Origin of the sequence: Paenibacillus illinoisensis NBRC 15959, from assembly GCF_004000925.1 — a bacterium.
Taxonomy (GTDB): domain Bacteria; phylum Bacillota; class Bacilli; order Paenibacillales; family Paenibacillaceae; genus Paenibacillus; species Paenibacillus illinoisensis.
On record NZ_BIME01000010.1, the window covers coordinates 145,585 to 166,672 of the forward strand.

The following is a 21,088-nucleotide window of genomic DNA, read 5'->3' on the forward strand; positions in this document are numbered from 1 at the left end:
ACGCGCTAAAACCTTATAGAATCTATATTTATATTACTTTGTTGTTACTGTTGACACTTAAATAACTAAAGGTAAATAAATAGATAAATATAGAAAATAGAGAATTATATATAACGCCTAATACGCCTGATTGAATATATAGTATAGGAATTTTGGAAGTGTCATGGAGGTGTTCATTTTGAAAGAGAGTCAAATCGAATCATATTTGCGGCAGAAGGTGAAAGACCTTGGCGGCATTGCTTATAAATTTGTATCGCCCGGTAACTCTGGTGTGCCTGACCGGTTGGTATTGCTTCCCGAAGGCAGATCCGTGTTCGTGGAGCTGAAGGCACCCGGAAAGAAGCCCACCAAGCTGCAGCTGGTTCAGCATAAACGGATGCAAGCCTTGGGACATGAGGTGCGAGTGATCGACAGCAGGGAGCAGGTGGATGCATGGCTACAGGAGCTTTAAGAAATAGATTTGTACCACACGATTACCAGAAGTATTGCATTAACCGGCTACTGACGGATGAGGCCATCGGATTGCTTCTGGATCTGGGATTAGGGAAAACGGTCATTACGTTAACTGCCGTAAACGATTTGAAATATAACCGGTTCGCCGTAAGGCGCTGCCTGGTCGTTGCACCCAAAAAGGTGGCGGAGGCCACATGGGGGAACGAGGCAGCCAAGTGGGAACACCTGAAACACCTGCGGATCATAACGGTCCTTGGTACGGTACAGCAACGAATCAAGGCGCTGAACACACCTGGTGACGTTTGGGTGATCAACAGGGAAAACATGGCCTGGCTTGTGGAGTATTACCGGAATGCCTGGCCATTCGACATGGTGGTTTTGGACGAGTTATCCAGTTTTAAGAATCACCAGGCGAAACGGTTCAAGGTGCTTACGTGGGTAAGGCCGCATATCAATCGAATCGTAGGGCTGACAGGAACACCAGCACCGAATGGGCTGCTTGACCTGTGGGCCCAGATCTTCCTGTTGGACCAGGGCAAGCGATTGGAGAAGAACATCACGGGGTACCGCACGAAGTATTTTGAGAAGAACTATAACGGTCACGGCTATACAGCAAAGCCAGGTGCGGATGAAGTAATCCAACGACAGATTGCCGATCTCTGCGTGAGTATGAAGGCTGAGGATTACCTGGAGCTACCTGACTGTATCACAAACGTAATCCCGATTGTCTTAGATGCGAAAGCCCAGAAGCAGTATAACCAGCTAGAAAAGGAGCTGCTTCTGGAGATCGATGACGGAACAGAGATCACGGCAACGAGTGCAGCGGTATTATCCGGTAAACTGCTGCAACTATGCAATGGCGCTTTGTACGATGAGAACCGGCAAGTCTTTGAGATCCACGACAACAAGGTGGAGGCGTTCATGGAACTGGTGGAACAGCTGAACGGGAAATCGGCTTTGGTGTTCTACAGCTACCAGCATGACCTGACTCGGATCAAGAAGGCACTGGAGAAAACGAGCTTACGGATCCGGGAGCTGAAGACCCCACAGGATCAACTGGACTGGAATGCCGGCAAGGTAGATATCCTGCTTGCCCATCCAGCAAGCGCAGCCTACGGCCTTAACCTGCAGGACGGGGGGAATCATGTCGTATGGTTCGGACTGAATTGGAGCCTGGAGCTTTACCAGCAGGCAAATGGGCGTTTGCACCGGCAGGGCCAAAAGCAGAAGGTCATTCTGCATCACCTGGTTGTGCAAGGTGGGGCTGACGAGGATGTCATGAAAGCCTTGGAGGGTAAGGCAGCCACACAGGACAAGCTTCTCGACGCACTGAAAGCCCGCATCGAGCGGATCAAATAGAGAGGGTGAGCCCGTTGAATAACCGGCGCTATGCCATTCCCCGAAAGGAGAATGAGTTGATCGGATCTCCACCATCATCAGTGACTGTGAGCCAGCTGACACCCGAAGAACTGGAAGAGGTCCGTAGGAAATACCCGGCGACAAAAAGGGATAAGAACTTCAAGAAGCCCATTGAGATAAAAACCAAACCCAGGGAGGAAAACAATATGCCAAGAGGACGTAAACCGAAGAACCCCGATACCGCTGTACTGCTGCGTGAGAAAAATGTCAGTGCGCCGGCAGATCCAAAAACAGAGTTGCTTGATAAAGCAGAAAAGGAGATTGAACGACTGACAGCGGAGGTTGAACGACTGCGTGAACAGAAGGATGATTTAGAACTTTCTCGCGACGACTACAAAAAAATGTTCGAAGGCAGCTATGAGCGAGTTACAAACGCCAATGCGAAGATCGGAGAGCACCTGCAGACGATCAAAGAGCAGGAAAAACTGATTAAAAGTCTCGAAGAAGAACGGGATCGCCTAATCACGAAACTGGACATATCCGCGCCGAACAGTGAAACGAATGTCCTTGAGTCAGCTATTCAGGATTTGACTCGTGCACGTTGGATCCTGGGTCGCCTGACTGCTTCGGGGGAATAGCCTATGATTACACCGACTAAGGCAACCTGGATTGAGACATTGATCAGTCAGTATGCAACAGAAGCCCACGTCCTAGATAAATACCGAAAGACTTTGGATCTGGATGATCCCCAGGAGGCTGAGGAGGCGGATAAGGTCTCTGAAATGCTTTCAGACATGAGATATGCCCTGACCTGGTTAAAACGCGGGAGACGGCCAGGCAGCCGCCGTGGCGTTGAGATCACAGACGTATATCGGCAGCGGGAAATTTACATTAAGCTATCTGGGCAGGAGATTACCGATGCAGAGCGTTTACGTCTGGTAGATGCACTGCTGGCGCTGAGTGACAGAGAACGAACGTGTTTTCTACTTCACATGGCGCAAGGCTTGACGCTTTTGGAAATTTCGTCTAAACTAAACCTATCAAAACGGTCAGTGCAGGAGTATGTTACAAGGGCTAAGGACAAGATTTCAAAAGAATTTTTGTGATCGTGTCGTACGTACTGTCGTACAACGTGTCGTACAATATGTATACCATAAGTCTGTCTATCATAGGGCTCTCCATTACGGAGGGCTCTTCTTACTTAGTAGAACCCTAGGAGGAGCGATAGAGTTAGTGAAACTAAATAAAAAAAATATTGCTATAGTGGGTGGGCTTCTTGTAGCGGCTCCAATTATTCTAAGTCAGTTAATTCGTTTGCCTTTTGGTTTTCTAACGATTGGTGATGAAAATTCATGGGTGGGCTTTTTTGGAGGATACATAGGTGCCATAACTGGTGCGGTTGTAGCTTTTATAGTCGCGAGGTATCAAATAACAACTCAGTTTCAAAAGCAAGTTGCTAACGAGGAAATGATTTCTTTCATGAATCAGAAGCCTGCGCTATTAAAGATTAAATATGATTTAATCGCTATGGAGGATTCTTTAAAGGAGCTAGGAAGGATCAGTAGTGGTGAGACTGCAACAGAATTTCGTTTTGAGATGTATGAAATGAGTCAAGTGTTTTGGACTGATATTGATCGTGTCGAAGATACAGACCTTTCTACATCGTTAATTATGATAAGCAATTCGTACAAGTCATTGTATAAAAACTTCTCCACTGACCTTGGTTATCTAGCTTCAGTGAAAGAACAGCTTTTAATTGATATTCTTGAAAAAACACCTCAGGATTATGAGAAAATGCATCGAGCCCTGACAATGGCTGAACAAATTGAAAGAATGACCGAGGAACGAGAGCAGATGATTCGCAATGGAAGCATAACAAAGACAAAAGTAGATATAAATAATATTTTAGAAATTATTGATATAGTAATCTCCAGTATTGATGAAGAAAAAGAAAAAAGACAAAATATTAGGGATTCAATGCCTTAAATTTATAGGAAATAATCATTGAAGAAAATATGAGTTTAGGAGAGAAATTCGATATGGAAAATTGGAAAGAGAAAATTCAGGAAACAGTTGCTACATATATCTCTAAGAGGGATGAAATTGAAAACTTTCTTGAAGAGTGCTTGAAAGAGTTAGAGCAAACACCATTTAATTACGGAACAAGTTGGAAACAAGATTTAATCTCTCCTATGGCATGGAGTGTGAAGGTGAGCATACCTAAAATAGGAGAGGTCGATATTGTATTCTCTTTTGAGGACATTGCTAATTCACAAGGAGAATACAATAGTATCGGTGTTTGGGAAAAACAATTTCCGACAGATATCAAATCAGCAATAGAAGGTATTCTTGTACAGAAAATAATCAAAGAATTGTCGTAGTCGTTAAAGCATCCTTCGGGGTGCTTTTTCTTTTGATTATATTGTCACAAAATCAAGCTAAAGAAGGGAAAAGCTAACTTAATGTCGAATTCTCCAGAAAAATAAACATCTGGGGGCACATATGAATTCAGTTCTAAAATTCTCACTAGTTCTAATCCTATTCTTACTATTTGGTTTATCTTCAAGCTCATTAACAAACGCTGGATCAATTAACAACCAGGCTGGATCAGACTTGCAAGAGTACTACAAGCAAATGTACGAAGATCAGAAGGATTATAATGATCGTATTCTCAATACTATCTATTGGGCATTAGGTGGATTGGGGACAGCAATTATTTCCATTGTCGGTTTAAATGTTTTCAATAGCAATCGGTCTAATAAAGCTAGCGTCGAGGCTATAAAACAGGAAATTCTAAAAATTAATGAGGAAGAAAGCAAACAAAATAATATTAGATTAGTTGAACGTTTTGACCAGTTACGCGAACAGAGTTCTAGTGAACTTAATGAACTTTTAAAGCAAAGAGAGCAGATTTTAAATGATCGATTTAAGAATATTCAAAGTGAATATATTCATACTACTAAATCTATAAAACAAACTCTTAAACTAGAAAGAGAAGCCACCAAAGAGCTTGAAGATAGTTTAAGCAAAGTACTAAAGAGAATCGAAGGTAGTGGATACAAAAACACTGCGGATATCTATGAGATTAAAGGTGTTTATGGGAACCAACTTAGATTCCTTGCTATGGCAATTGAAATAAAAGTTGAACTGAACGCCGCTCCGGAACTTTTGCTAGAAAAATTACTGACTAGCTTACAAAAACTTGAGCATATACATACACTTGTTCATCATGATGTTTCGAAGGTGATAAAAAAACTACCTGAGGAGTATAGTGGTATACAAGCAAGAATTAATGAACAGCTAAGTACGATTAAAATCGTGTAGAACAAAGCATCCTTCGGGGTGCTTTTTCTTTACATACAAAACAACTCAACCGTGGAGGTGGTGAAGATGATCGATGCATAGAAAAGCAGAGGCCGATTATAAGCGTGGAATGAAATACAAAGAGATTGCTGAGAAATACGACGTTTCCATCAACACGGTGAAGAGCTGGAAGCAGCGTCACGGATGGACTAGGGAAAAGGGTGCACCCTCTACAAAAGGTGTGCACACAAAACGTTCAGGTGCACCGCCAGGAAATAAAAACGCTATAGGGAATAGCGGCGGCGCCCCACGGGGAAACAGCAACGCCAAGACACACGGTCTGTTTGCGAAGTATCTGCCGGCAGAAGCCAGGGAGATCATGGAGCTGATTGAAACGAGGTCACCGCTTGATATGCTGTGGGATCAGATCACAATTCAGTTCGCGGCCATTATCCGGGCACAGCCAATCATGCATGTGACGGATAAGGGCGAGATGATCAAGGAGCTGAAGAAAGAGAAATTTGAGCTTGTTCAGGTTCCTGGTGAAAGGAAAGATGATTCACCGCAAATGAAGCAGATTCCAATTGAGCAGGAATACGAATTCCAATTTGCCTGGGATCGGCAGGCGACATTCCTCAACGCACAGAGCCGGGCTATGGCAACGCTGCAGAACATGATCAAGCAGTATGAGGAAATGTGCCGCCAAGGTTATGCAGACGAGGAACAGCAGCTGCGGATCCAGAAGCTGAAGGGCGAAGTGGTGGTACTGGAGCAGAAGGTGGCCAAGGATGATGACAAGCCGATAGAGATCCGGATCGTTCGAAAGGGTGAGCGCTCATGACCGAGAAGGAAGTGAACCCCCATTTCGAAGATTTCCTGTTCGACTGGAATCAGAAATTTCAGTTCCTCGTTGGTGGTTACGGGTCATCCAAGAGCTACCACGTTGGACTGAAGCTAGTTCTGAAGCTGCTGGAGGAACGACGGACAGCTCTGGTGGTAAGGGAAGTGTATGACACGCTCAGGGATTCCACGTATGCCTTGCTGTCCGAGATCATCGTGGATCTGGGATTGGAGGGCAAGGTAAAACTGGTCAGCTCTCCAATGCAGATACGTTTTCCGAATGGCAGCCGAATCATCTTCAAGGGAATGGACAAGCCGGAAAAGTTGAAGTCCATTCATAACGTGTCGATCATTTGGATTGAGGAGTGCAGCGAGGTTAAATATACCGGCTTCAAGGAGCTCATTGGTCGTTTGCGGCATCCGACACTGAAGCTGCATATGATCCTGAGTACCAACCCTGTCAGCACATCGAACTGGAGTTATAAGTACTTCTTCAAGGATCCAAAGAATAACATTCACGTCCTGGATGACATGGACCTATATCGGGATCGAGTTATCGTGGTCAAGGACACGTACTATCATCATTCGGTGGCAGACGATAACCTGTTCCTGCCTGAGAGCTACATCGAGCAGTTGGAGGATCTGAAGACACATGACCCGGACCTGCATCGTATTGCGCGGCGTGGGCGTTTTGGAGTAAACGGTAAGCGGGTCCTACCACAGTTTGTTGTAGCACCGCATGAGGAAGTCATGTCTGCGATCCAGGCGACTAAATCACCAGTGAAGCGTACCGGCATGGACTTTGGTTTTGAGGACTCATACAATGCTCTGGTTCGTCTGACGGTGGATCACAAGGAGAAGATCCTATACATTCACTGGGAGTATTACAAGAACAAGATGACGGATGACCGAACCGCTCTGGAGATCATGGAGTTCAAGGAGTCCAGGGAGCTGATCCGGGCAGATAGCGCCGAGCCGAAGACCATTGCCTATTACCGGCAGATGGGCTTTAACATGCAGGGAGCCAAGAAGTTCCAAGGCTCCAGACTGCAGTATACGAAGAAGATCAAGCGGTTCAAGAAGATTGTCTGTTCGTCGAATTGCGTGAATGTCATATCTGAGTTGCAGGACTTAACCTACGCCGTGGACAAGAACGGGGAGATCATTGAAGATCAGTTCAACATTGACCCCCATACGTTTTCGGCTATTTGGTATGCCTTGGATGATTATGAGGTGGCCGACATGAAAGGTTTTGCGGCAACAGTAAGCAGTAAAGCGAGAATTGGGGTGAGATAACGATGGCAATCATACGAAGCCGTGAGCTGCTGGATAACTGGGACGAGATCCCGGCCAAGCTCCTGCAGTACTGTATCAAGGAACATCGAGACGGTATTGAGCGGATTCAGAAGCTGGAGGACTACTATAAGGGCGAGCATGAGATCCTGAAGCGTGATCTGGGCGGTGATGACAAGGGCCTGCCGAATAACCAGCTTGTGGCCAATCACGCGAAGTACATCACAGACGTTGCCTCCGGATACTTTGGCGGCGATCCGGTCAAATATTCTGGTTCGCAGATCGAGCCAATCACGAATGCGTACAAGGCTGCTGATGTGGCCAGCCATGACGCCGAGATGGTCAAGGACCTGTCCATGTATGGGACTGCACTGGAGCTGCACTACATGAGCAGTGATGATCCGCCGATCCCCCGCGTCAGCTGCATTGATCCACGCCAGATCTTCCTGGTGGTTGACGATTCCGTGGAGTATCGCAGCCTTTTTGCGGTTCACTACTACGAGAAGCGCGATATGGAAAACAAGGCAGTTGGATGGTTCGTGAACGTCTATACGGCCAATAAGAGAGTCCGATATGAGATCGAAGACATCGCTGGTGAAGATTTTAAAGAGATCGATTCTACGGATCATTATTACAAAACCGTGCCTGTGGTGGAGTTCTGGAACAATGAAGAGCAGCAAGGCGACTTCGAGCAGCAGCTGAGCTTGATCAACGCCTATAACACGTTAGCTTCGGACCGAGTCAACGATAAAGAGCAGTTTGTGGATGCCATTTTGAAGCTTATTGGCGCTAGCTTGGGGGATACCGAAGAGGAAGCTGGCCGGGCAATCCGCATGCTGAAGAAGTACAAGGTTCTGGAGCTGCCTGGCGGCGTGGATGCTGACGCGAGCTGGTTAACCAAAACGCTGAATGAGCAGGATACGGAAGTACTCCGAAATGCACTGAAGTCAGACATTCATGAGTTTTCCATGGTTCCTAACCTGACGGATGAGAAGTTCGCGGGGAATGTCAGCGGGGAGGCCATGAAGTACAAGCTGTTTGGCTTGGAGAAGCTGGCCGAAACCAAAGAGCGCTATTTTGTGCAGGGCTTACGTGAGCGGCTGAAGCTGTTCGCCAATATCCTTCAGGTTAAAGCTCAGGCGGTAGCCATCAATGACGTGGAAATCACCATGACACGCAGTCTGCCGAGCAATGACACTGAAACGGCTCAATTAATCAGTCAGCTGAGTGGCCATGTGAGTAACGAAACGCTGATTAGCCAGCTCTCCTTCGTTAAGGATCCCGTTGCTGAGAATGAGAAGGTCATGGCTGAAAAGGCGCGAGCACTAAAGGACCAACAAGCAGCGTTTGGCATGCCGATGGGCGGTAATGACGATGATGAGGATCCGGTGACGGACGATGAAGACGAGGAGTAACGCCTATTGGGATCGTCGGGCTCAGCAACGAATGGCCGAATACCACCGGGATGCAGATACAACAATCCGAACGGTGACTCGGGCATACCAGCGAGCGCAGAAGGATATCCAGTTTGAGATCGATCAGATCTTCAAGACGTTCAGTAAGGATATGGATCCGAAGAGGGCAAAGCGATTCCTGAATCAGAAGATCCCGAATCCACTTATGAAGCTAGCACAGAAGTGGTACCCCCTGGTGGAGAATGAGCAAATCAAGCGCTGGCTGCTGGCCAGAATCAATGCTCCAGCTTATCGGGCACGGATTTCCCGCCTGCAGGCTCTAAAGGAGCAAATCGCACTTCAGAGCAAGCTGATTGCAGATGTAGAGCTGACGGCCAGCCGTAGCGGCTATATGAAGACGATCCGGAAGAGCTACTATCGATCCATATTCGATCTGCAGAAGGGGATTGGCTTCGGGTTCAACTTTGCGAGGATGCCGCTTCGGGATATCGAGGAGATTCTGTTGAATCCCTGGAGTGGTATCCATTTCAGCAGCCGTGTATGGACCAATACGGAGTACCTGGCTGCTCAGTTGACGGATGTAGCCACTTCAGGCTTTATGAGTGATATAAGTTCAGCCAAGATGGCCCAGCAGCTCGCAGACGCGATGCAAGTGGGTCTATTCGTCGCTTCCAGGGTGATCCGGACTGAAGTCACCTATATGTCCAATGCGGGCGAAATGGCGGCATACAGAGAGGCTGGGGTGGATCAGTATCAATTCATGGCCACGCTGGATAGTCGAACGTCGAAACGGTGCCGAGAGCATGACGCCAAAGTATATGACGTGGCAGATGCACAACCTGGTAAGAACATGCCCCCGCTCCATCCATGGTGCCGGAGCACAACACGCGCTTGGTTTGGGGAGGAAGCCATCGCTGGCATGCAGCGACGAGCCCGAGATCCACAGACCGGGAAGACGATGCTAGTGCCGGCGAATTTGAGTTATAACGATTGGTACAAGCAATATGTTCTGGCTGCCTAATGGTGGCCTATTTGGCGTTCTCTGAAAGGCGGTGGTTAACCTGTCCAATGGCGTTATGATTACATTCCTCATTTGCTTGACGGTCATTATTTTATCCTTGATTGGTGGGAAGAGCGGGGAGGGAAAACGATGAATATCGGGCAGAAGGACCAGCTTATACAGGCCATGAGTGATCTGGCTTTAATGGCGTGGGAGTATTACACGAAACTGGTTATGGCCGGTTTTACAGTAGAGCAAGCTTTGACGCTGACGGTCAGCTACCAAGCAGCCTTGCTTGCTGGAGTTGGGCCGTCCAAGTAACAACCTGTCCAGAACGTGCGGAGGACGCTATAAAAGCTGTCATGGAAAATAGCCGACGGGCGTAAACGGGAGGATTCAATTATGGACATGAAGAAAAAGCGTTTCCCTCTTAACCTGCAGCTGTTTGCTGAAGGCGATGGTGGCGGTGAGGGTGCAGGAGCAGCAGGAACTGGAGGAGGCGCAATAGGTGATCCTGGGGCCGGTGAAGGTGATAAAGGCGGAGCAGGCAAAGTAACCTTTTCCGCTGAGCAACAGGCCGAGGTAGACCGAATCCTGGGAGAGCGGCTTGGTAAGGCACAATCCAAATGGGAAAAAGACATGCAGACCAAGCTGGACGAGGCCAAGACCGAAGCGGAGAAGCTGGCCAAGATGAATGCCGAGCAGAAGGCGGAGCATGAACGCCAGAAGCGAGAGAAGGCCCTTGCTGATCGGGAGAGTGATATCACCCGCCGGGAGCTTCGAGCAACTGCCCTGGAACAGCTCAGCGAAAAGAAACTGCCTTTGTCTCTGGCTGAGGTTCTGGTCTATACGGATGCTGATGCTACGAACAAGAGCCTGGAAGCCGTAGAGAAGGCATTCCGTGAAGCGGTTGAGGCTGGCGTGAATGAGCGCCTGAAAGATGGTCCGCCAAAAGGTGGAGGCGGCAAAGGCGGTCAGACCAGCGCAGGCACCAATTTTGCAAAGGCAGCAAATGAAAGCGGCAAAGCCCCCGCTGCTGCACTTAATCCTTGGGGCTAAGAAAGGAGCATTATTATGCCATATGTGAAAAGAGAAAGCGCGTCTCAGCCTAACTTTCTGGCGAGTGCGAAGTTTGTTGCGTTTACCCATCAAATCAGTGATGCAGGTGTGACTGCAGATGCGAATGGTAGAAAGATCGTTCCTGCAGGTACGGTATACCCGGCCAATGACGCCACAGCGATTGGTATCACCTACACCGATACGGATGTCACGGAAGGACCACAACCGGGTTCTGTCCTGGTCGATGCTTGGCTTTACAAGGAAAGACTACCGGTCACCCCTTCAGCAGAGGCGCAGACGGCGCTTACTGAGAAGTCAGATATTAAATTTAAACAGAGCCTGTAACAGGCTGAGAGGAGAAGTTCAGTTATGGCAAACATTTTGGACCTTTTTAATCAACGCGAGATTCTGAACTATTTACGAGACAGACAATTCCCGCCATTGCTTGGAGAGACCTTGTTCCCTGAGGTGAAGCGGGAATCCCTGGAGTTTGACATGATCGTGGGGGCGGGCCGCACGCCAGTTATCGCTTCTGTTCATGCGTTTGATACGGAGGCGGAGATCGGCACGCGTGAAGCAGCTAAACAAGCGCTGGAGCTTGCCCTGATTAAGCGTAAACTGCCGCTGACTGAGAAAGAGATCATTGCACTGGAGAGCCCGCGTAACTCGCAGGAGCTGCAATATCTCATGCAGGTGGTGTACAACGATATCGACGTCCTGGTGGCAGGGGTACGTGCACGGGCTGAGGCCATGCGTATGGAGGCAACAGCAAACGGTACGGTTACGCTAGATGAGAACAACCTGTCCGCGACTATTGACTACGGCGTACCAGATGAACATAAAGAAGTACTGAGCGGTACCAGCCTCTGGACGGATCCGGACAGCGATCCAATCGGAGACCTGGAACGTTTTGCGGACGCTTTGGATGAGGTACCGACACGTGGCCTGACTTCAAAAGAGGTCATTGGTTCCCTACTTCGTCACTCGAAGATCATTGGAGCCATTTATGGATCCGGATCGCAGCGCGTACCAACTCGTGCCGATCTGAACGCCTTCCTGGTGCAGCACGGATTACCGGCATTGGCGTCTTATGATGCGAAGTATCGTAAGCAGCATGCAAATGGAACATTCACAACGCATCGTTATTTCCCACAGAACAAGATTGCTTTGTTTGGTGATAACCCGCTTGGTGAAACGATCTATGGTCCGACAGCGGAGGAAGTGCGTTTGCGTCGGGATCCAAGTATCGAATCCCAGATGGTAGGTAACGTCCTGGCCATGGTCTACGAAGAGAACCTGGACCCTGTGAGCACATGGAAAAAAGCCGTTGCCACAGCGCTGCCAAGCTTCCCGGAAGCGGATAACGTGTTCCAAGCTCAAGTCATCTAAAAACCGAAGGACCAAAGGAGGGATAAGACGTGAAAGTTGAAGTGAGAAGCATACCGATTCGCCACAACGGGACGCCCTATGAAAAAGGAGCGTCCTTTTCGATCTCCTCGAAAGGCTATGAGAGGATCAAGCCCTATGTAAACGTGATTGATGAATCCGATGATGACGCTGGCGCTGGAAACGACTCTGCGCCGACAGCGGATCCGCTGGATTCCATGGAGCCAGACGAGCTGAGAGTCTATGCAGCGGATCGCAATATCGACCTCGGCAAGGCAACGAGCAAAGAGGGCATTCTGGAGAAGATCAAAGCAGCCGGTGAACCCAAGGCGTAAGCGAGGGGATAAGTTATGGCTACAATGAATCGTTTGGAAAAGATACAAGCATTGCTGGGTCCCGCTTCTGTAGAGCAGGGCCCTTTGTTGTCTGTCTTGATCGAGGACGCCGAAGCGGATCTGCTGAGTTGGACGAACCGTCAGACCATTCCGTCTGGACTGGAATCAGCTCTTAGGCAGCTGGTAATCATGCGGTATAACAAAGTGGGGATCGAGGGTCAGACAAGTCACAGCGAGGGCGGCGTGAGCCGTGCTTTTGTGGATCTGCCTGCGGATCTCCAGCGGACCATCAGTCATCACCGGTTGCTGAAGGTGGTGGGCCGGACGTGAGACTACGGGAACGTGATAAACGGCTTGTGACCTTCCAGCCCAGGGTCCCACTCCAGGAGGGTGACGGAACCACGTCTGAAGGCTGGGGCGATCCATTTGAGCTGCGCGGTAACGTGCAGCCTGCAGGTGGACGTGTCATGGCTGAAATGTATGGCGAACGTTTGGCGTATATGCAAGTCATGTACGTGGAGCAAAAGCCTCCTGAGAAGCTTGAATCGGCAGGGGCTCGTTTATACACCCTGGACTTTCCGGATTACAAGGTGGTAGCCGTGAGGCCGTGGAGCGGCCACTTTGTTATCGATATGGAGGCGATCTGATTATGGCCATGCAAGGCGTGGATCGTCTTATGCGTAAGTTAGCTCGTTTAGGGGCAGACAAAGAAGCTCTGAAGCGTGGCATCCATAAAGCGACTCTGAAGGTTCAGGGTGACGCTAAGGCGCTTGCTCCTACCGGTGAAACAGGTCAGCTCCGTAACAGCATTAAGGCAGAGGTAACAGAAGAACGCGGCAAGACGGTGGGAGTAGTGTCAACGGGCTTGGATTACGCTCCGTATGTTGAGTTTGGGACGGGCCAGCGAGGTAAGGATTCACCTTCTCCTCCGAAGTATGACGGCGATCTGAGTTATCGCCAAGACTGGAAGGGGATGCCGGCGCAGCCGTTCTTGTACCCTGCGGCAGAGCAGAATAAGCAGATTGTCAGCGATATGATTGCTGATGAGCTGAAAAAGGAAATTAGAAAGTTGGGTGGTCACTGATGTATGACATCAAGCCCGAAGTTTTTGCCCAGCTGAAGGAGATTGCGGGAGTCACCATTTCGGATGCATATCCAAAGGACTTCTCCATGCTACCCCATATCAGTTTCTATGAGCCAAGTAATAATGACCCGCTCGGCATTAAAAATAGTCCACTGACGGCGGTAGCCATCCAGGTGGACATTTGGCATAACAAGTCTACGGGTACGCTTGCTGCTGAAGTAGATGTAAGGATGAACAGTATTGGCCTGCGTCGGGACTTTTCGGCAGATGTGCCGGACCCGTCAGGTATTAAACACAAGACCATGCGTTATCGCGGCGTTGTGGATTCCCGCAGCGGCCGCGTGACGCAATAGGCAGAAAGGAGACCAACATGGCTGGAGTATTAACGAAAGACACGACACTGTCGTATAAGGAGACAAGCGGATCAAGCACATACACTGAAATTGGCTTGCTGATGGAAGTACCAGAAATGGGTGGGGATCCGGAACAAGTAGAGGTAACTACGCTGAAGGATAGTACCCGTCGTTATATTGCCGGGATCAAGGATCTCGGTGATTTGACGTTCTCATTCTTGTATGACAACTCTGGACCGACGTCCAACTTCCGGATCCTGAAAGGCATTATGGAATCGGGAGATACCAAGGATTTCCGCGTGGAATATCCGGACGGTACAACGCATGACTTCTCGGCCCAAGTGAGCGTGAAGATGGATGCGGCTGCTGTCAACGCGGCCCTGACCTTTACCGCTGCGTTTTACTTACAATCCGAGATTGAAATCACAGACCCCGTTTAACAGCTATTAATACACAAAGGCGCTCCTATCTTGGGGGCGCTTTTAAATTTGAGGAGGAAACGACATGAAATATACGACGCTTACGATGAACGGCAAGGATTATAAATTGCGCCTTGGAGCTGCCCATATCACGGAGCTAGAGAAGCACCTGGGCGGACGGAATCCAATGGATATCCTGATGGCTGCGGAAAACGGGAATCTGCCCCCACTGACGGGCACACTGCGGATTCTGCACGCAGCAATGCAGAAGTTTCAGCACGGGATCAGCTGGGCAAACATCCTGGATATCTATGACGACTATGTGGATGAAGGCAACACGTATACGGACTTAATGCCGCATTTGATTGAGGTATTCCAGGTCAGCGGTTTTTTCAAGAAAGCTCCGGAGGCGGGGGAAGCGACCGGGGCGGAGAATCAGTAAAATCGCTGACCGAGCTGTTTGATAAGCTCTATCCGACGGCCGTTCAGGCAGGTGTGGATCCTATCCAGTATTGGGACATGACGTATCAAGAGATTACGGTGTCCATCGAGGCTTACACAGCTCGGAGAAAAGCAGACCTGCAGCTTGAGGCTGTTCTTAGTTATAGACAGGCGCAGCTCATTGGAAAGCTTGTCTCCCGGGCGTTAGGGGACAAACAGAAACCACCTGAGCTGCAGGAGGCCTTTCCCGGGATATTCCCTGAAGAACTGTTTGATCAGCGTCAAGACTGGCGCTTAATGAAGGAACGAGTTGCAGCCTACGGGGCTCGACACAGGAAGCGGGGTGAGAAAAAGCATGGCCATGACGGTAGAGGAACTACGAGTATTGATAACGGGCGAGACCAGTCAGCTCCGCCGCGATCTGGCGAACGTCCGGAAGCAGCTGAGTAATACGGAGCGCGAGGTTAGCCGGTCGACGGGAGTGATCAAGTCCGCATTCCAATCCTTGGCAGCCACCCTGGCTGTCTTGAAGCTTGGCCAAGTGTTTACCAGTGCGACAAAGGATGCCATGCGCTTTGAGGCTGCCGTGGGTCAGGTCAACCGGATGATGGGTCAAAGCGTCGGGGTATTCCGCGAATGGGTCATGTCTCAGGCCGCTGCCTTTGGTATGGGGATCTCGGAGGCCACGCAGTACGGTGCCACGTATGCAAACCTGATCAGCGGCTTCTCACAAGACCAGGCGCAGACGACGCAGCGGACCATTGACTTGCTGAAGACATCCGCGATCATCGCCAGTGCGACGGGTCGGGAAATCTCGGACGTCATGGAACGGATCCGAAGCGGTATGCTCGGTGAGACGGATGCCATCGAGGATCTGGGGATTAACGTCAATGTGGCCATGCTCGAATCAACAGAAGCGTTCAGGCAGTTTGCCGGTGACAGCAGTTGGCAGCAGCTGAGCTTCCAGACACAGCAGACGATCTTGTATTATGCCATCCTGGAACAAGCGGCCCGCAAGTATGGTAATACGCTGCAGGCGAATACCATGACCCGTCAGGCTATGTTTATCGCTCAACTGAAGAACGCCCGGCTGTATCTCGGTCAGGCGTTTTTGCCGATTTACAATACCGTTCTGCCAGCGCTGATCGCGATGGCCAAAGCCCTTGCAACAGCTATGAAATGGCTGGCCGCATTTACCACGGCTTTATTTGGCGGTTCTTCCGGAGCTGGACAGCAGGTACAAGCTGCACAAGACCAAGCGAGCGCCATAGGAGACCTTGGTGGTGCTTACCAAACTGCAGGGGATCAAGCTTCCGGGGCGGGTAGTGCCATTAAGGACGCCGGCAAGAAAGCCAAAGCTGCTGCGAAGGAAGCCAAGGCTGCCGTTGCAGGCTTTGACAAGCTCAACCTGGTCGGTGATAAGGGCGGCGGTGCTTCTGGCGCAGAGGATGACGGAGGTGCTGGAGCTGGTGGAGGAGGAGCTTCTATCCCCGATATCGGAGGAGGCGGGATGGGTGGATTCACAGCTTCCGACTTCAGCGGTGTAACAGGTGAAATGGATGCTCTCACGGAGAAAGCTAGGGCTTTTGCTGATACGGTTCGTAAAGCCTTGGAACCTCTTTCGAAGATCAGCCTGGAGCCACTGAAGAAATCCTTAGCTGGCCTATGGAGTGCGCTGAAACCATTTGCTAAGAACGTTGGCCAAGGTTTGGTTTGGCTGTATAAAGAGGCTCTGGTCCCGCTGGCCAAATGGACGGTGGAGAAGGCTTTGCCGGCATTCATTGATGTATTGGCTGGAGCCATACGCGTACTGAATAGCGTTGTCGAAGCCTTTAAACCGGTAGCGGATTGGCTCTGGACCAACTTCCTGCAGCCCGTAGCGGCTTGGACAGGCGGGATTATTGTCTCGGCCTTGCAGCAACTTGCTGGAGGCTTGAACAGCCTGTCTGCCTGGATTGATGGGAACCAGGAAACCTTCTTAAAAGGTGCGGCTGTCGTTGCCGGTTTCTTTGCTGCATTTAAGATTGCCGAGTTTGTGGTTGCTATCGCGCCCATGCTCGCAACGCTTGGTGAAATGATTGCCTCCGGTGGGTTGGTAGCCAGTGTCCTGGAAGGGATCACAGCAGCATTGAGTGCTGTTTCTTCGCCGGTTGTACTTATTACGGGACTCATTGCCGCGCTTATTATCAGTTTCGTGGATCTGTATGCTGAGAGCGAGGAATTCCGGAAGCAGGTTCAGGAGTTGGGTAAAACCTGGCTGGCTGCTCTGAAACCGGTCGCTGAGTTCGTGAAGACGGTACTGACAGATGCTTGGACCAAAATCCTAAAGCCTGCCATCATGTTCTTCGTACAGACGGTGATACCAAACGTCATTTCAATCTTCAAACAGCTATGGCAGCAAGTCCTGGTACCGCTGGCCAACTTCATCGGAACAGTTTTGCAGCCTGTCTTCAAGGTGCTGTCTGAATTACTCACCATGTTGTGGCAAAAGATCATTGTTCCTTTGGCTCAGGCGATAGGATCTGTTTTAGCTGAAGCCTGGAAAGGGCTGTATCAGATCTTGACGGTGACCGTCATGCCGATCATCAATAAGGTCATTACCATACTAACGCAGCTATGGAAAAACGTGATCAACCCGATTATAGACGTGCTATGGAAGAATCTGAAGCCGGCATTCAGTACAGTCTTCGACGGGATCGGGACCGTGATTGAGGGACTGAGGAAGACGTTGACCGGTCTCATTAAATTTGTTACGGGCGTGTTCACAGGAGATTGGAAGAAAGCCTGGACGGGAGTCAAAGATATCTTCGGTGGTATCTTCGAATCGTTGTACGGCTTGGTGAAAGCACCGCTGAATCTGATCATCGATGGCGTGAACAAAGTAATCGATGGGTTAAACAGTATCAGCGTCAGCATTCCGGAAGTCGAGATTTTCGGCCAGAAAGTCGGCGGTGGTAGTATCGGCTTGCCGAGAATTCCGAAGATCCCGCGCCTGGCGAAAGGTGGTTTGGCTTACGGGCCAACGCTGGCTATGGTCGGAGATAACAAGGGCGCCGGCATTGACCCTGAGGTGGTCGCACCACTTTCCAAGTTGCAGGGGATCATTAACTCAGGCAACGATAACAGCAGAATGGAAAACCTACTTGGCCAGATCCTTACGGCTCTTCGGAGTAGCAAAGGAGATCTGATCCTGCAGGTAGGCACAACCGAGATCGGCCGAGTGGCCGCCACCGGCATAAATGATATTCAGCGCAGAACGGGTGTAAACCCGCTGCGTATCTAAGGAGGGATGACTGTGGATCTTAAAATCAACGGTGCAGCGATTGCGGCCATGCCTTCCTCAATTCAAGTGACTGTCCTGGATCTTGACGATGCTGAGAGTACCACGCGAACCGCTGATGGTACGCTGCATCGGGACCGGGTAGCCGTGAAGCGTCAAATTGAACTGACATTTAACACCTTGGAAATGGGGGAGATATCGCCGTTGCTTCAGCAAATGAGTGATGTCTTTTTTGATTTTACTTATCCGGATCCCATGGTCGGAGGGTACGTGACCAAAAAAGTGTATGTCGGAGATCGGCCAGGGAATATTCCGTTCGAGAAAGATGGCATTATCTACTGGAGCGGCTTCAAAATGACGCTGACAGAGAGGTGATTTGATTGTTCCCTATATCACCGATCTATGCGGATTATCTGCGGCGGCCTGACCGAGAATTTATCGTGAAGGCCTCTGTGGGATCCGAAGAATACGATGATACTAAGATTGTTGATTTTAGTATAGAGAATAGCCTGAGCTTGACGGACGGCTTTCAGATCGGGACGGCCATTCCGTCCAAACTGACCATTAAGCTCCGGACCAATGAAATCATCCCAGCAAACGCTCGAATCATGCCATACCTTTCTTTGTCCATGCGAGGGATGACCTGGCTGCAGGCTCAGTACCCTTGGCAAGATATGCACATCTCATGGACCGGTACTGGAACAGATTGGCTACCCTTGGGCGAGTTTTATGTGGACTCCAGGGAGCGAATCAATGATGTGTGGACCTTTGTTTGTTATGACAAATTGGTATTTTCGGATGTAGCTTATGTGTCGTCGCTAACCTACCCCGCTACGCAGCGTGCAGTGTTCGACGAGATCTGTAAGCGCTTGGGTTGGACCTATGACAGCAGCGTGGTCATTAACCCCAATTACCGAATCCAAGCTGGGCCTGCTGGCTACACGATGAGGCAGGTACTTTCCTATATTGCTGCAGCCAATAGTGCCAGCCTGTACATTGACAAAGCGGGTACCGTGAAGTTCAAGCGATTCACCGCCACGGATGAGCCGGTCTTTGAGATGACGACGTTTGACTATACTTCCGTGAAACAAACGAATCCAGTGAAGACATACACCCGGGTAGTCGTCACATACAACACGGAAGATGAGCTGGAGTATGAGTCGGGTACCGGAGATGACAACCATACCCTGTACCTGGAGAACCCGTTCATGACCCAGGCTATGGTGAATGACCTACAGGCGACGCTGCAGGGGTTTTCTTATCTACCTCTCACCATGAGGGCGCAGGGGTATCCTCAGCTGGAGCAGGGAGACGTGATCTCGTTTGAACAGCAAGAGGGGACGACTTGGGACGAGACGGTATCATCCTGGCAGGATACCGATATTCCGTGGGACGGTATTGTCCGGTATAAGTCTCTGATCCTGCACCAGGTATTTAACTTTGCTGGCGGACTTCGCATGACGCTGGAAGCACCTTCGGTATCTGAGCAACAGAGTGAATTTGTGGTGGACGGCAGCCTGACCACAGCAGTCAACAATTTGAACAAGATCGCGGTTAAAGAAGGTAAGTCCTATTACGGGGCAACGATTACCCGAACTGAGGGGCTGACCATTGAACGTGAGGACCATGCCAGCAAGGTGATCCTCAACAGTGACCAGATGACCTTCCAGGCGGGTGGCGAGGACGCTATTTATTTTGACATCCCAAGCAGACGGTATAAGTTTAACGGGACGCTGGAAGCCACAGATGGCGTGTTCACGGGTACACTCCAGGGTGTTGATGGAACATTCTCTGGTAGGCTTCAAGCAGCAAGTGGGACATTTACAGGTGATCTGCAAGCAGCAGGAGGTACATTTTCAGGAACGCTACTCGGGGTAGATGGTACATTCAGCGGAACGATCCAAGCAGGAACAATCATAGGTACAGATATTAAAGGGTCTACTATAACCGGTTCAGTGCTAAAAACTGCCGAGAGCGGGAGACGTATTGAAATCGACCAAGCTGGTTGGAGATCCATTGACTCATCTAACCGTAAGCGTGTAAGCATTGGCTATAACGATGCCGCTGGTATGGCAGGGCTAACATTCTTCAATGAGTCTGAGAGTCTAATGGGTCAGCTATACGCATCTAGCGGTAGTTTCTCGTTAATAGGCCAGTCAGATATGTTGATTCGAGCAATGAATGGCACACTCTCGATGCAAGGTACAATAGATTATTCATTTGCCACGGTCCAGGGTCTTGGTATATCTAAAATAGCTGGACTTCAATCCGAAATCAATGCGCTATGGGCAGCGATTGCTGGTAAAGCTTCATCGAGCCATACACATACGGTTACTTTACCTACGCACAATCACGGAAACACTGCTAACCAGAACTGGGGCGGAACCTTTACGACATCTACTCCGTAATGTATCATAATAGGTAAATTGCACCAATACGGAGGTATAAGAGTGAAAAAGGTAGCATACATTGCAGGGGGTATTCTGATTGGAGTTGTTCTTTCGACAGCAGGCGGGGCATTTGCTGATACTGTAAAGAGCATGGTTGGTAAAAAGGTAACGGGTGAATATACAGTTATCGTGGACGGTAAAAAATTGTCGGACAAGGGCGCTGTGATTGACTCCAGAGCAAATGTACCGGCGCGCGCTTTGTCCGATGCTTTAGGAGCTGATGTAAAAGTGAGTGGTAAGACGATAACTATTACTTCGAATTCGGAAGATAATGCTAGTGTTGATTCTACAATCACTACACCGACACCCCAATCCAATAAATACCTGGGCCAGTCAAAGTCTAGTTTGGAAGAATCAAAAAAGATAACTCAGGAAAAGATTCTTATCCCAACAAAAGAAATCAGAGAAAGTAAGGTTGCTCAACTAGCGGATTTGGAAAAGGTAGAAGGTGGTGATTTTACCCCTCAGGTGATAGCCAACCTAAAAAAAGAAATAGCTGACCTGGATGCTGAGATCGCTAAATATGAAGAAGATGTGAAACTGATTGACGAGGCCTTGGCTGCAATTAAATAATCCAATTGAGAGTCCATGTGCATGGGCTCTTTTTTGATGCCTGGA

Annotated in this window: 27 protein-coding genes; all 27 read left to right on the forward strand. The window is 49.4% G+C overall.

What is annotated here, in order from left to right; translation table 11 throughout:
- Positions 1–169 precede the first annotated feature (169 nt).
- Positions 170–451, forward strand: coding sequence for a PDDEXK family nuclease (locus PIL01S_RS21960; protein WP_307721000.1), 282 nt, complete (start codon positions 170–172; stop codon positions 449–451).
- The gene (locus PIL01S_RS21965) at positions 433–1,812 is read left to right on the forward strand and encodes a DEAD/DEAH box helicase (protein WP_127539371.1); all 1,380 of its coding nucleotides are present in this window, start codon (positions 433–435) and stop codon (positions 1,810–1,812) included. The genes PIL01S_RS21960 and PIL01S_RS21965 overlap by 19 nt, the downstream gene beginning before the upstream one ends.
- 206 nt (positions 1,813–2,018) lie before the next feature.
- Positions 2,019–2,450 (forward strand): hypothetical protein, encoded by a 432-nt coding sequence (locus PIL01S_RS21970; RefSeq protein ID WP_127539372.1) that lies wholly within the window; start codon positions 2,019–2,021, stop codon positions 2,448–2,450.
- Between the two features lie 3 nt (positions 2,451–2,453).
- Positions 2,454–2,918 carry a sigma-70 family RNA polymerase sigma factor gene (locus tag PIL01S_RS21975; RefSeq protein ID WP_127539373.1) on the forward strand — a complete coding sequence of 155 codons (465 nt, stop codon included), beginning with the start codon at positions 2,454–2,456 and terminating at the stop codon, positions 2,916–2,918.
- A gap of 127 nt (positions 2,919–3,045) precedes the next feature.
- Positions 3,046–3,798, forward strand: a complete 753-nt coding sequence (locus PIL01S_RS21980) for a hypothetical protein (RefSeq protein ID WP_127539374.1) — start codon at positions 3,046–3,048, stop codon at positions 3,796–3,798.
- A gap of 53 nt (positions 3,799–3,851) precedes the next feature.
- Positions 3,852–4,193 (forward strand): hypothetical protein, encoded by a 342-nt coding sequence (locus PIL01S_RS21985; protein WP_127539375.1) that lies wholly within the window; start codon positions 3,852–3,854, stop codon positions 4,191–4,193.
- Between the two features lie 121 nt (positions 4,194–4,314).
- Entirely contained in the window at positions 4,315–5,136 is an 822-nt protein-coding gene (locus tag PIL01S_RS21990; protein ID WP_127539376.1) for a hypothetical protein, read from the forward strand.
- A gap of 73 nt (positions 5,137–5,209) precedes the next feature.
- A complete protein-coding gene (terS, locus tag PIL01S_RS21995; RefSeq protein ID WP_127539377.1) occupies positions 5,210–5,956 on the forward strand; it encodes a phage terminase small subunit in 747 nt (248 codons plus the stop codon).
- Positions 5,953–7,251 carry a PBSX family phage terminase large subunit gene (locus PIL01S_RS22000; RefSeq protein WP_127539378.1) on the forward strand — a complete coding sequence of 433 codons (1,299 nt, stop codon included), beginning with the start codon at positions 5,953–5,955 and terminating at the stop codon, positions 7,249–7,251. The genes terS and PIL01S_RS22000 overlap by 4 nt, the downstream gene beginning before the upstream one ends.
- Positions 7,252–7,253: 2 nt before the next feature.
- Positions 7,254–8,663: a phage portal protein gene (locus tag PIL01S_RS22005; protein ID WP_127539379.1), complete on the forward strand. Its 1,410-nt coding sequence runs from the start codon at positions 7,254–7,256 to the stop codon at positions 8,661–8,663.
- The gene (locus tag PIL01S_RS22010) at positions 8,647–9,684 is read left to right on the forward strand and encodes a minor capsid protein (RefSeq protein WP_127539380.1); all 1,038 of its coding nucleotides are present in this window, start codon (positions 8,647–8,649) and stop codon (positions 9,682–9,684) included. Before PIL01S_RS22005 ends, PIL01S_RS22010 begins: the two co-directional genes overlap by 17 nt.
- Positions 9,685–9,813: 129 nt before the next feature.
- Positions 9,814–9,984: a hypothetical protein gene (locus PIL01S_RS29585; protein WP_164764306.1), complete on the forward strand. Its 171-nt coding sequence runs from the start codon at positions 9,814–9,816 to the stop codon at positions 9,982–9,984.
- Between the two features lie 81 nt (positions 9,985–10,065).
- Positions 10,066–10,722, forward strand: coding sequence for a DUF4355 domain-containing protein (locus PIL01S_RS22015; protein WP_127539381.1), 657 nt, complete (start codon positions 10,066–10,068; stop codon positions 10,720–10,722).
- Between the two features lie 15 nt (positions 10,723–10,737).
- Complete coding sequence (locus PIL01S_RS22020; RefSeq protein ID WP_127539382.1) at positions 10,738–11,067, forward strand: hypothetical protein; 330 nt, start codon at positions 10,738–10,740, stop codon at positions 11,065–11,067.
- A gap of 24 nt (positions 11,068–11,091) precedes the next feature.
- Entirely contained in the window at positions 11,092–12,111 is a 1,020-nt protein-coding gene (locus PIL01S_RS22025) for a major capsid protein (protein WP_127539383.1), read from the forward strand.
- 29 nt (positions 12,112–12,140) lie between these two features.
- Positions 12,141–12,443, forward strand: a complete 303-nt coding sequence (locus PIL01S_RS22030; RefSeq protein ID WP_127539384.1) for a hypothetical protein — start codon at positions 12,141–12,143, stop codon at positions 12,441–12,443.
- 15 nt (positions 12,444–12,458) lie between these two features.
- Positions 12,459–12,773: a phage head-tail connector protein gene (locus PIL01S_RS22035; protein WP_127539385.1), complete on the forward strand. Its 315-nt coding sequence runs from the start codon at positions 12,459–12,461 to the stop codon at positions 12,771–12,773.
- Entirely contained in the window at positions 12,770–13,090 is a 321-nt protein-coding gene (locus tag PIL01S_RS22040) for a head-tail adaptor protein (protein WP_127539386.1), read from the forward strand. The genes PIL01S_RS22035 and PIL01S_RS22040 overlap by 4 nt, the downstream gene beginning before the upstream one ends.
- Positions 13,091–13,092: 2 nt before the next feature.
- Complete coding sequence (locus PIL01S_RS22045; RefSeq protein WP_127539387.1) at positions 13,093–13,527, forward strand: HK97-gp10 family putative phage morphogenesis protein; 435 nt, start codon at positions 13,093–13,095, stop codon at positions 13,525–13,527.
- Positions 13,527–13,880: a hypothetical protein gene (locus tag PIL01S_RS22050; protein ID WP_127539388.1), complete on the forward strand. Its 354-nt coding sequence runs from the start codon at positions 13,527–13,529 to the stop codon at positions 13,878–13,880. Before PIL01S_RS22045 ends, PIL01S_RS22050 begins: the two co-directional genes overlap by 1 nt.
- A 17-nt stretch (positions 13,881–13,897) precedes the next feature.
- The gene (locus PIL01S_RS22055; protein WP_127539389.1) at positions 13,898–14,320 is read left to right on the forward strand and encodes a phage tail tube protein; all 423 of its coding nucleotides are present in this window, start codon (positions 13,898–13,900) and stop codon (positions 14,318–14,320) included.
- 64 nt (positions 14,321–14,384) lie between these two features.
- Positions 14,385–14,741 carry a DUF6096 family protein gene (locus PIL01S_RS22060; RefSeq protein WP_127539390.1) on the forward strand — a complete coding sequence of 119 codons (357 nt, stop codon included), beginning with the start codon at positions 14,385–14,387 and terminating at the stop codon, positions 14,739–14,741.
- A gap of 53 nt (positions 14,742–14,794) precedes the next feature.
- Positions 14,795–15,190 carry a hypothetical protein gene (locus PIL01S_RS22065; protein ID WP_127539391.1) on the forward strand — a complete coding sequence of 132 codons (396 nt, stop codon included), beginning with the start codon at positions 14,795–14,797 and terminating at the stop codon, positions 15,188–15,190.
- Entirely contained in the window at positions 15,096–18,023 is a 2,928-nt protein-coding gene (locus PIL01S_RS22070; protein ID WP_127539392.1) for a phage tail protein, read from the forward strand. Before PIL01S_RS22065 ends, PIL01S_RS22070 begins: the two co-directional genes overlap by 95 nt.
- A gap of 6 nt (positions 18,024–18,029) precedes the next feature.
- On the forward strand, positions 18,030–18,395 hold the full coding sequence (locus tag PIL01S_RS22075) for a DUF6711 family protein (protein ID WP_246058512.1): 366 nt from the start codon (positions 18,030–18,032) through the stop codon (positions 18,393–18,395).
- A gap of 5 nt (positions 18,396–18,400) precedes the next feature.
- Positions 18,401–20,428, forward strand: coding sequence for a hypothetical protein (locus PIL01S_RS22080; RefSeq protein ID WP_127539394.1), 2,028 nt, complete (start codon positions 18,401–18,403; stop codon positions 20,426–20,428).
- A gap of 42 nt (positions 20,429–20,470) precedes the next feature.
- Positions 20,471–21,043, forward strand: coding sequence for a stalk domain-containing protein (locus tag PIL01S_RS22085; RefSeq protein ID WP_127539395.1), 573 nt, complete (start codon positions 20,471–20,473; stop codon positions 21,041–21,043).
- Positions 21,044–21,088: the final 45 nt, after the last annotated feature.

What these genes read in the sequence shown, in the direction of transcription:
- PIL01S_RS21965 (WP_127539371.1), top strand. Translation starts at nt 433, where the DNA reads ATGGCTACAGGAGCTTTAAGAAATAGATTTGTACCACACGATTACCAG.
- PIL01S_RS21970 (WP_127539372.1), top strand. Translation starts at nt 2,019, where the DNA reads ATGCCAAGAGGACGTAAACCGAAGAACCCCGATACCGCTGTACTGCTG.
- PIL01S_RS21975 (WP_127539373.1), top strand. Translation starts at nt 2,454, where the DNA reads ATGATTACACCGACTAAGGCAACCTGGATTGAGACATTGATCAGTCAG.
- PIL01S_RS21985 (WP_127539375.1), top strand. Translation starts at nt 3,852, where the DNA reads ATGGAAAATTGGAAAGAGAAAATTCAGGAAACAGTTGCTACATATATC.
- PIL01S_RS21990 (WP_127539376.1), top strand. Translation starts at nt 4,315, where the DNA reads ATGAATTCAGTTCTAAAATTCTCACTAGTTCTAATCCTATTCTTACTA.
- terS (WP_127539377.1), top strand. Translation starts at nt 5,210, where the DNA reads ATGCATAGAAAAGCAGAGGCCGATTATAAGCGTGGAATGAAATACAAA.
- PIL01S_RS22000 (WP_127539378.1), top strand. Translation starts at nt 5,953, where the DNA reads ATGACCGAGAAGGAAGTGAACCCCCATTTCGAAGATTTCCTGTTCGAC.
- PIL01S_RS22005 (WP_127539379.1), top strand. Translation starts at nt 7,254, where the DNA reads ATGGCAATCATACGAAGCCGTGAGCTGCTGGATAACTGGGACGAGATC.
- PIL01S_RS22010 (WP_127539380.1), top strand. Translation starts at nt 8,647, where the DNA reads ATGAAGACGAGGAGTAACGCCTATTGGGATCGTCGGGCTCAGCAACGA.
- PIL01S_RS29585 (WP_164764306.1), top strand. Translation starts at nt 9,814, where the DNA reads ATGAATATCGGGCAGAAGGACCAGCTTATACAGGCCATGAGTGATCTG.
- PIL01S_RS22015 (WP_127539381.1), top strand. Translation starts at nt 10,066, where the DNA reads ATGGACATGAAGAAAAAGCGTTTCCCTCTTAACCTGCAGCTGTTTGCT.
- PIL01S_RS22020 (WP_127539382.1), top strand. Translation starts at nt 10,738, where the DNA reads ATGCCATATGTGAAAAGAGAAAGCGCGTCTCAGCCTAACTTTCTGGCG.
- PIL01S_RS22025 (WP_127539383.1), top strand. Translation starts at nt 11,092, where the DNA reads ATGGCAAACATTTTGGACCTTTTTAATCAACGCGAGATTCTGAACTAT.
- PIL01S_RS22035 (WP_127539385.1), top strand. Translation starts at nt 12,459, where the DNA reads ATGGCTACAATGAATCGTTTGGAAAAGATACAAGCATTGCTGGGTCCC.
- PIL01S_RS22045 (WP_127539387.1), top strand. Translation starts at nt 13,093, where the DNA reads ATGGCCATGCAAGGCGTGGATCGTCTTATGCGTAAGTTAGCTCGTTTA.
- PIL01S_RS22050 (WP_127539388.1), top strand. Translation starts at nt 13,527, where the DNA reads ATGTATGACATCAAGCCCGAAGTTTTTGCCCAGCTGAAGGAGATTGCG.
- PIL01S_RS22055 (WP_127539389.1), top strand. Translation starts at nt 13,898, where the DNA reads ATGGCTGGAGTATTAACGAAAGACACGACACTGTCGTATAAGGAGACA.
- PIL01S_RS22060 (WP_127539390.1), top strand. Translation starts at nt 14,385, where the DNA reads ATGAAATATACGACGCTTACGATGAACGGCAAGGATTATAAATTGCGC.
- PIL01S_RS22070 (WP_127539392.1), top strand. Translation starts at nt 15,096, where the DNA reads ATGGCCATGACGGTAGAGGAACTACGAGTATTGATAACGGGCGAGACC.
- PIL01S_RS22075 (WP_246058512.1), top strand. Translation starts at nt 18,030, where the DNA reads ATGACTGTGGATCTTAAAATCAACGGTGCAGCGATTGCGGCCATGCCT.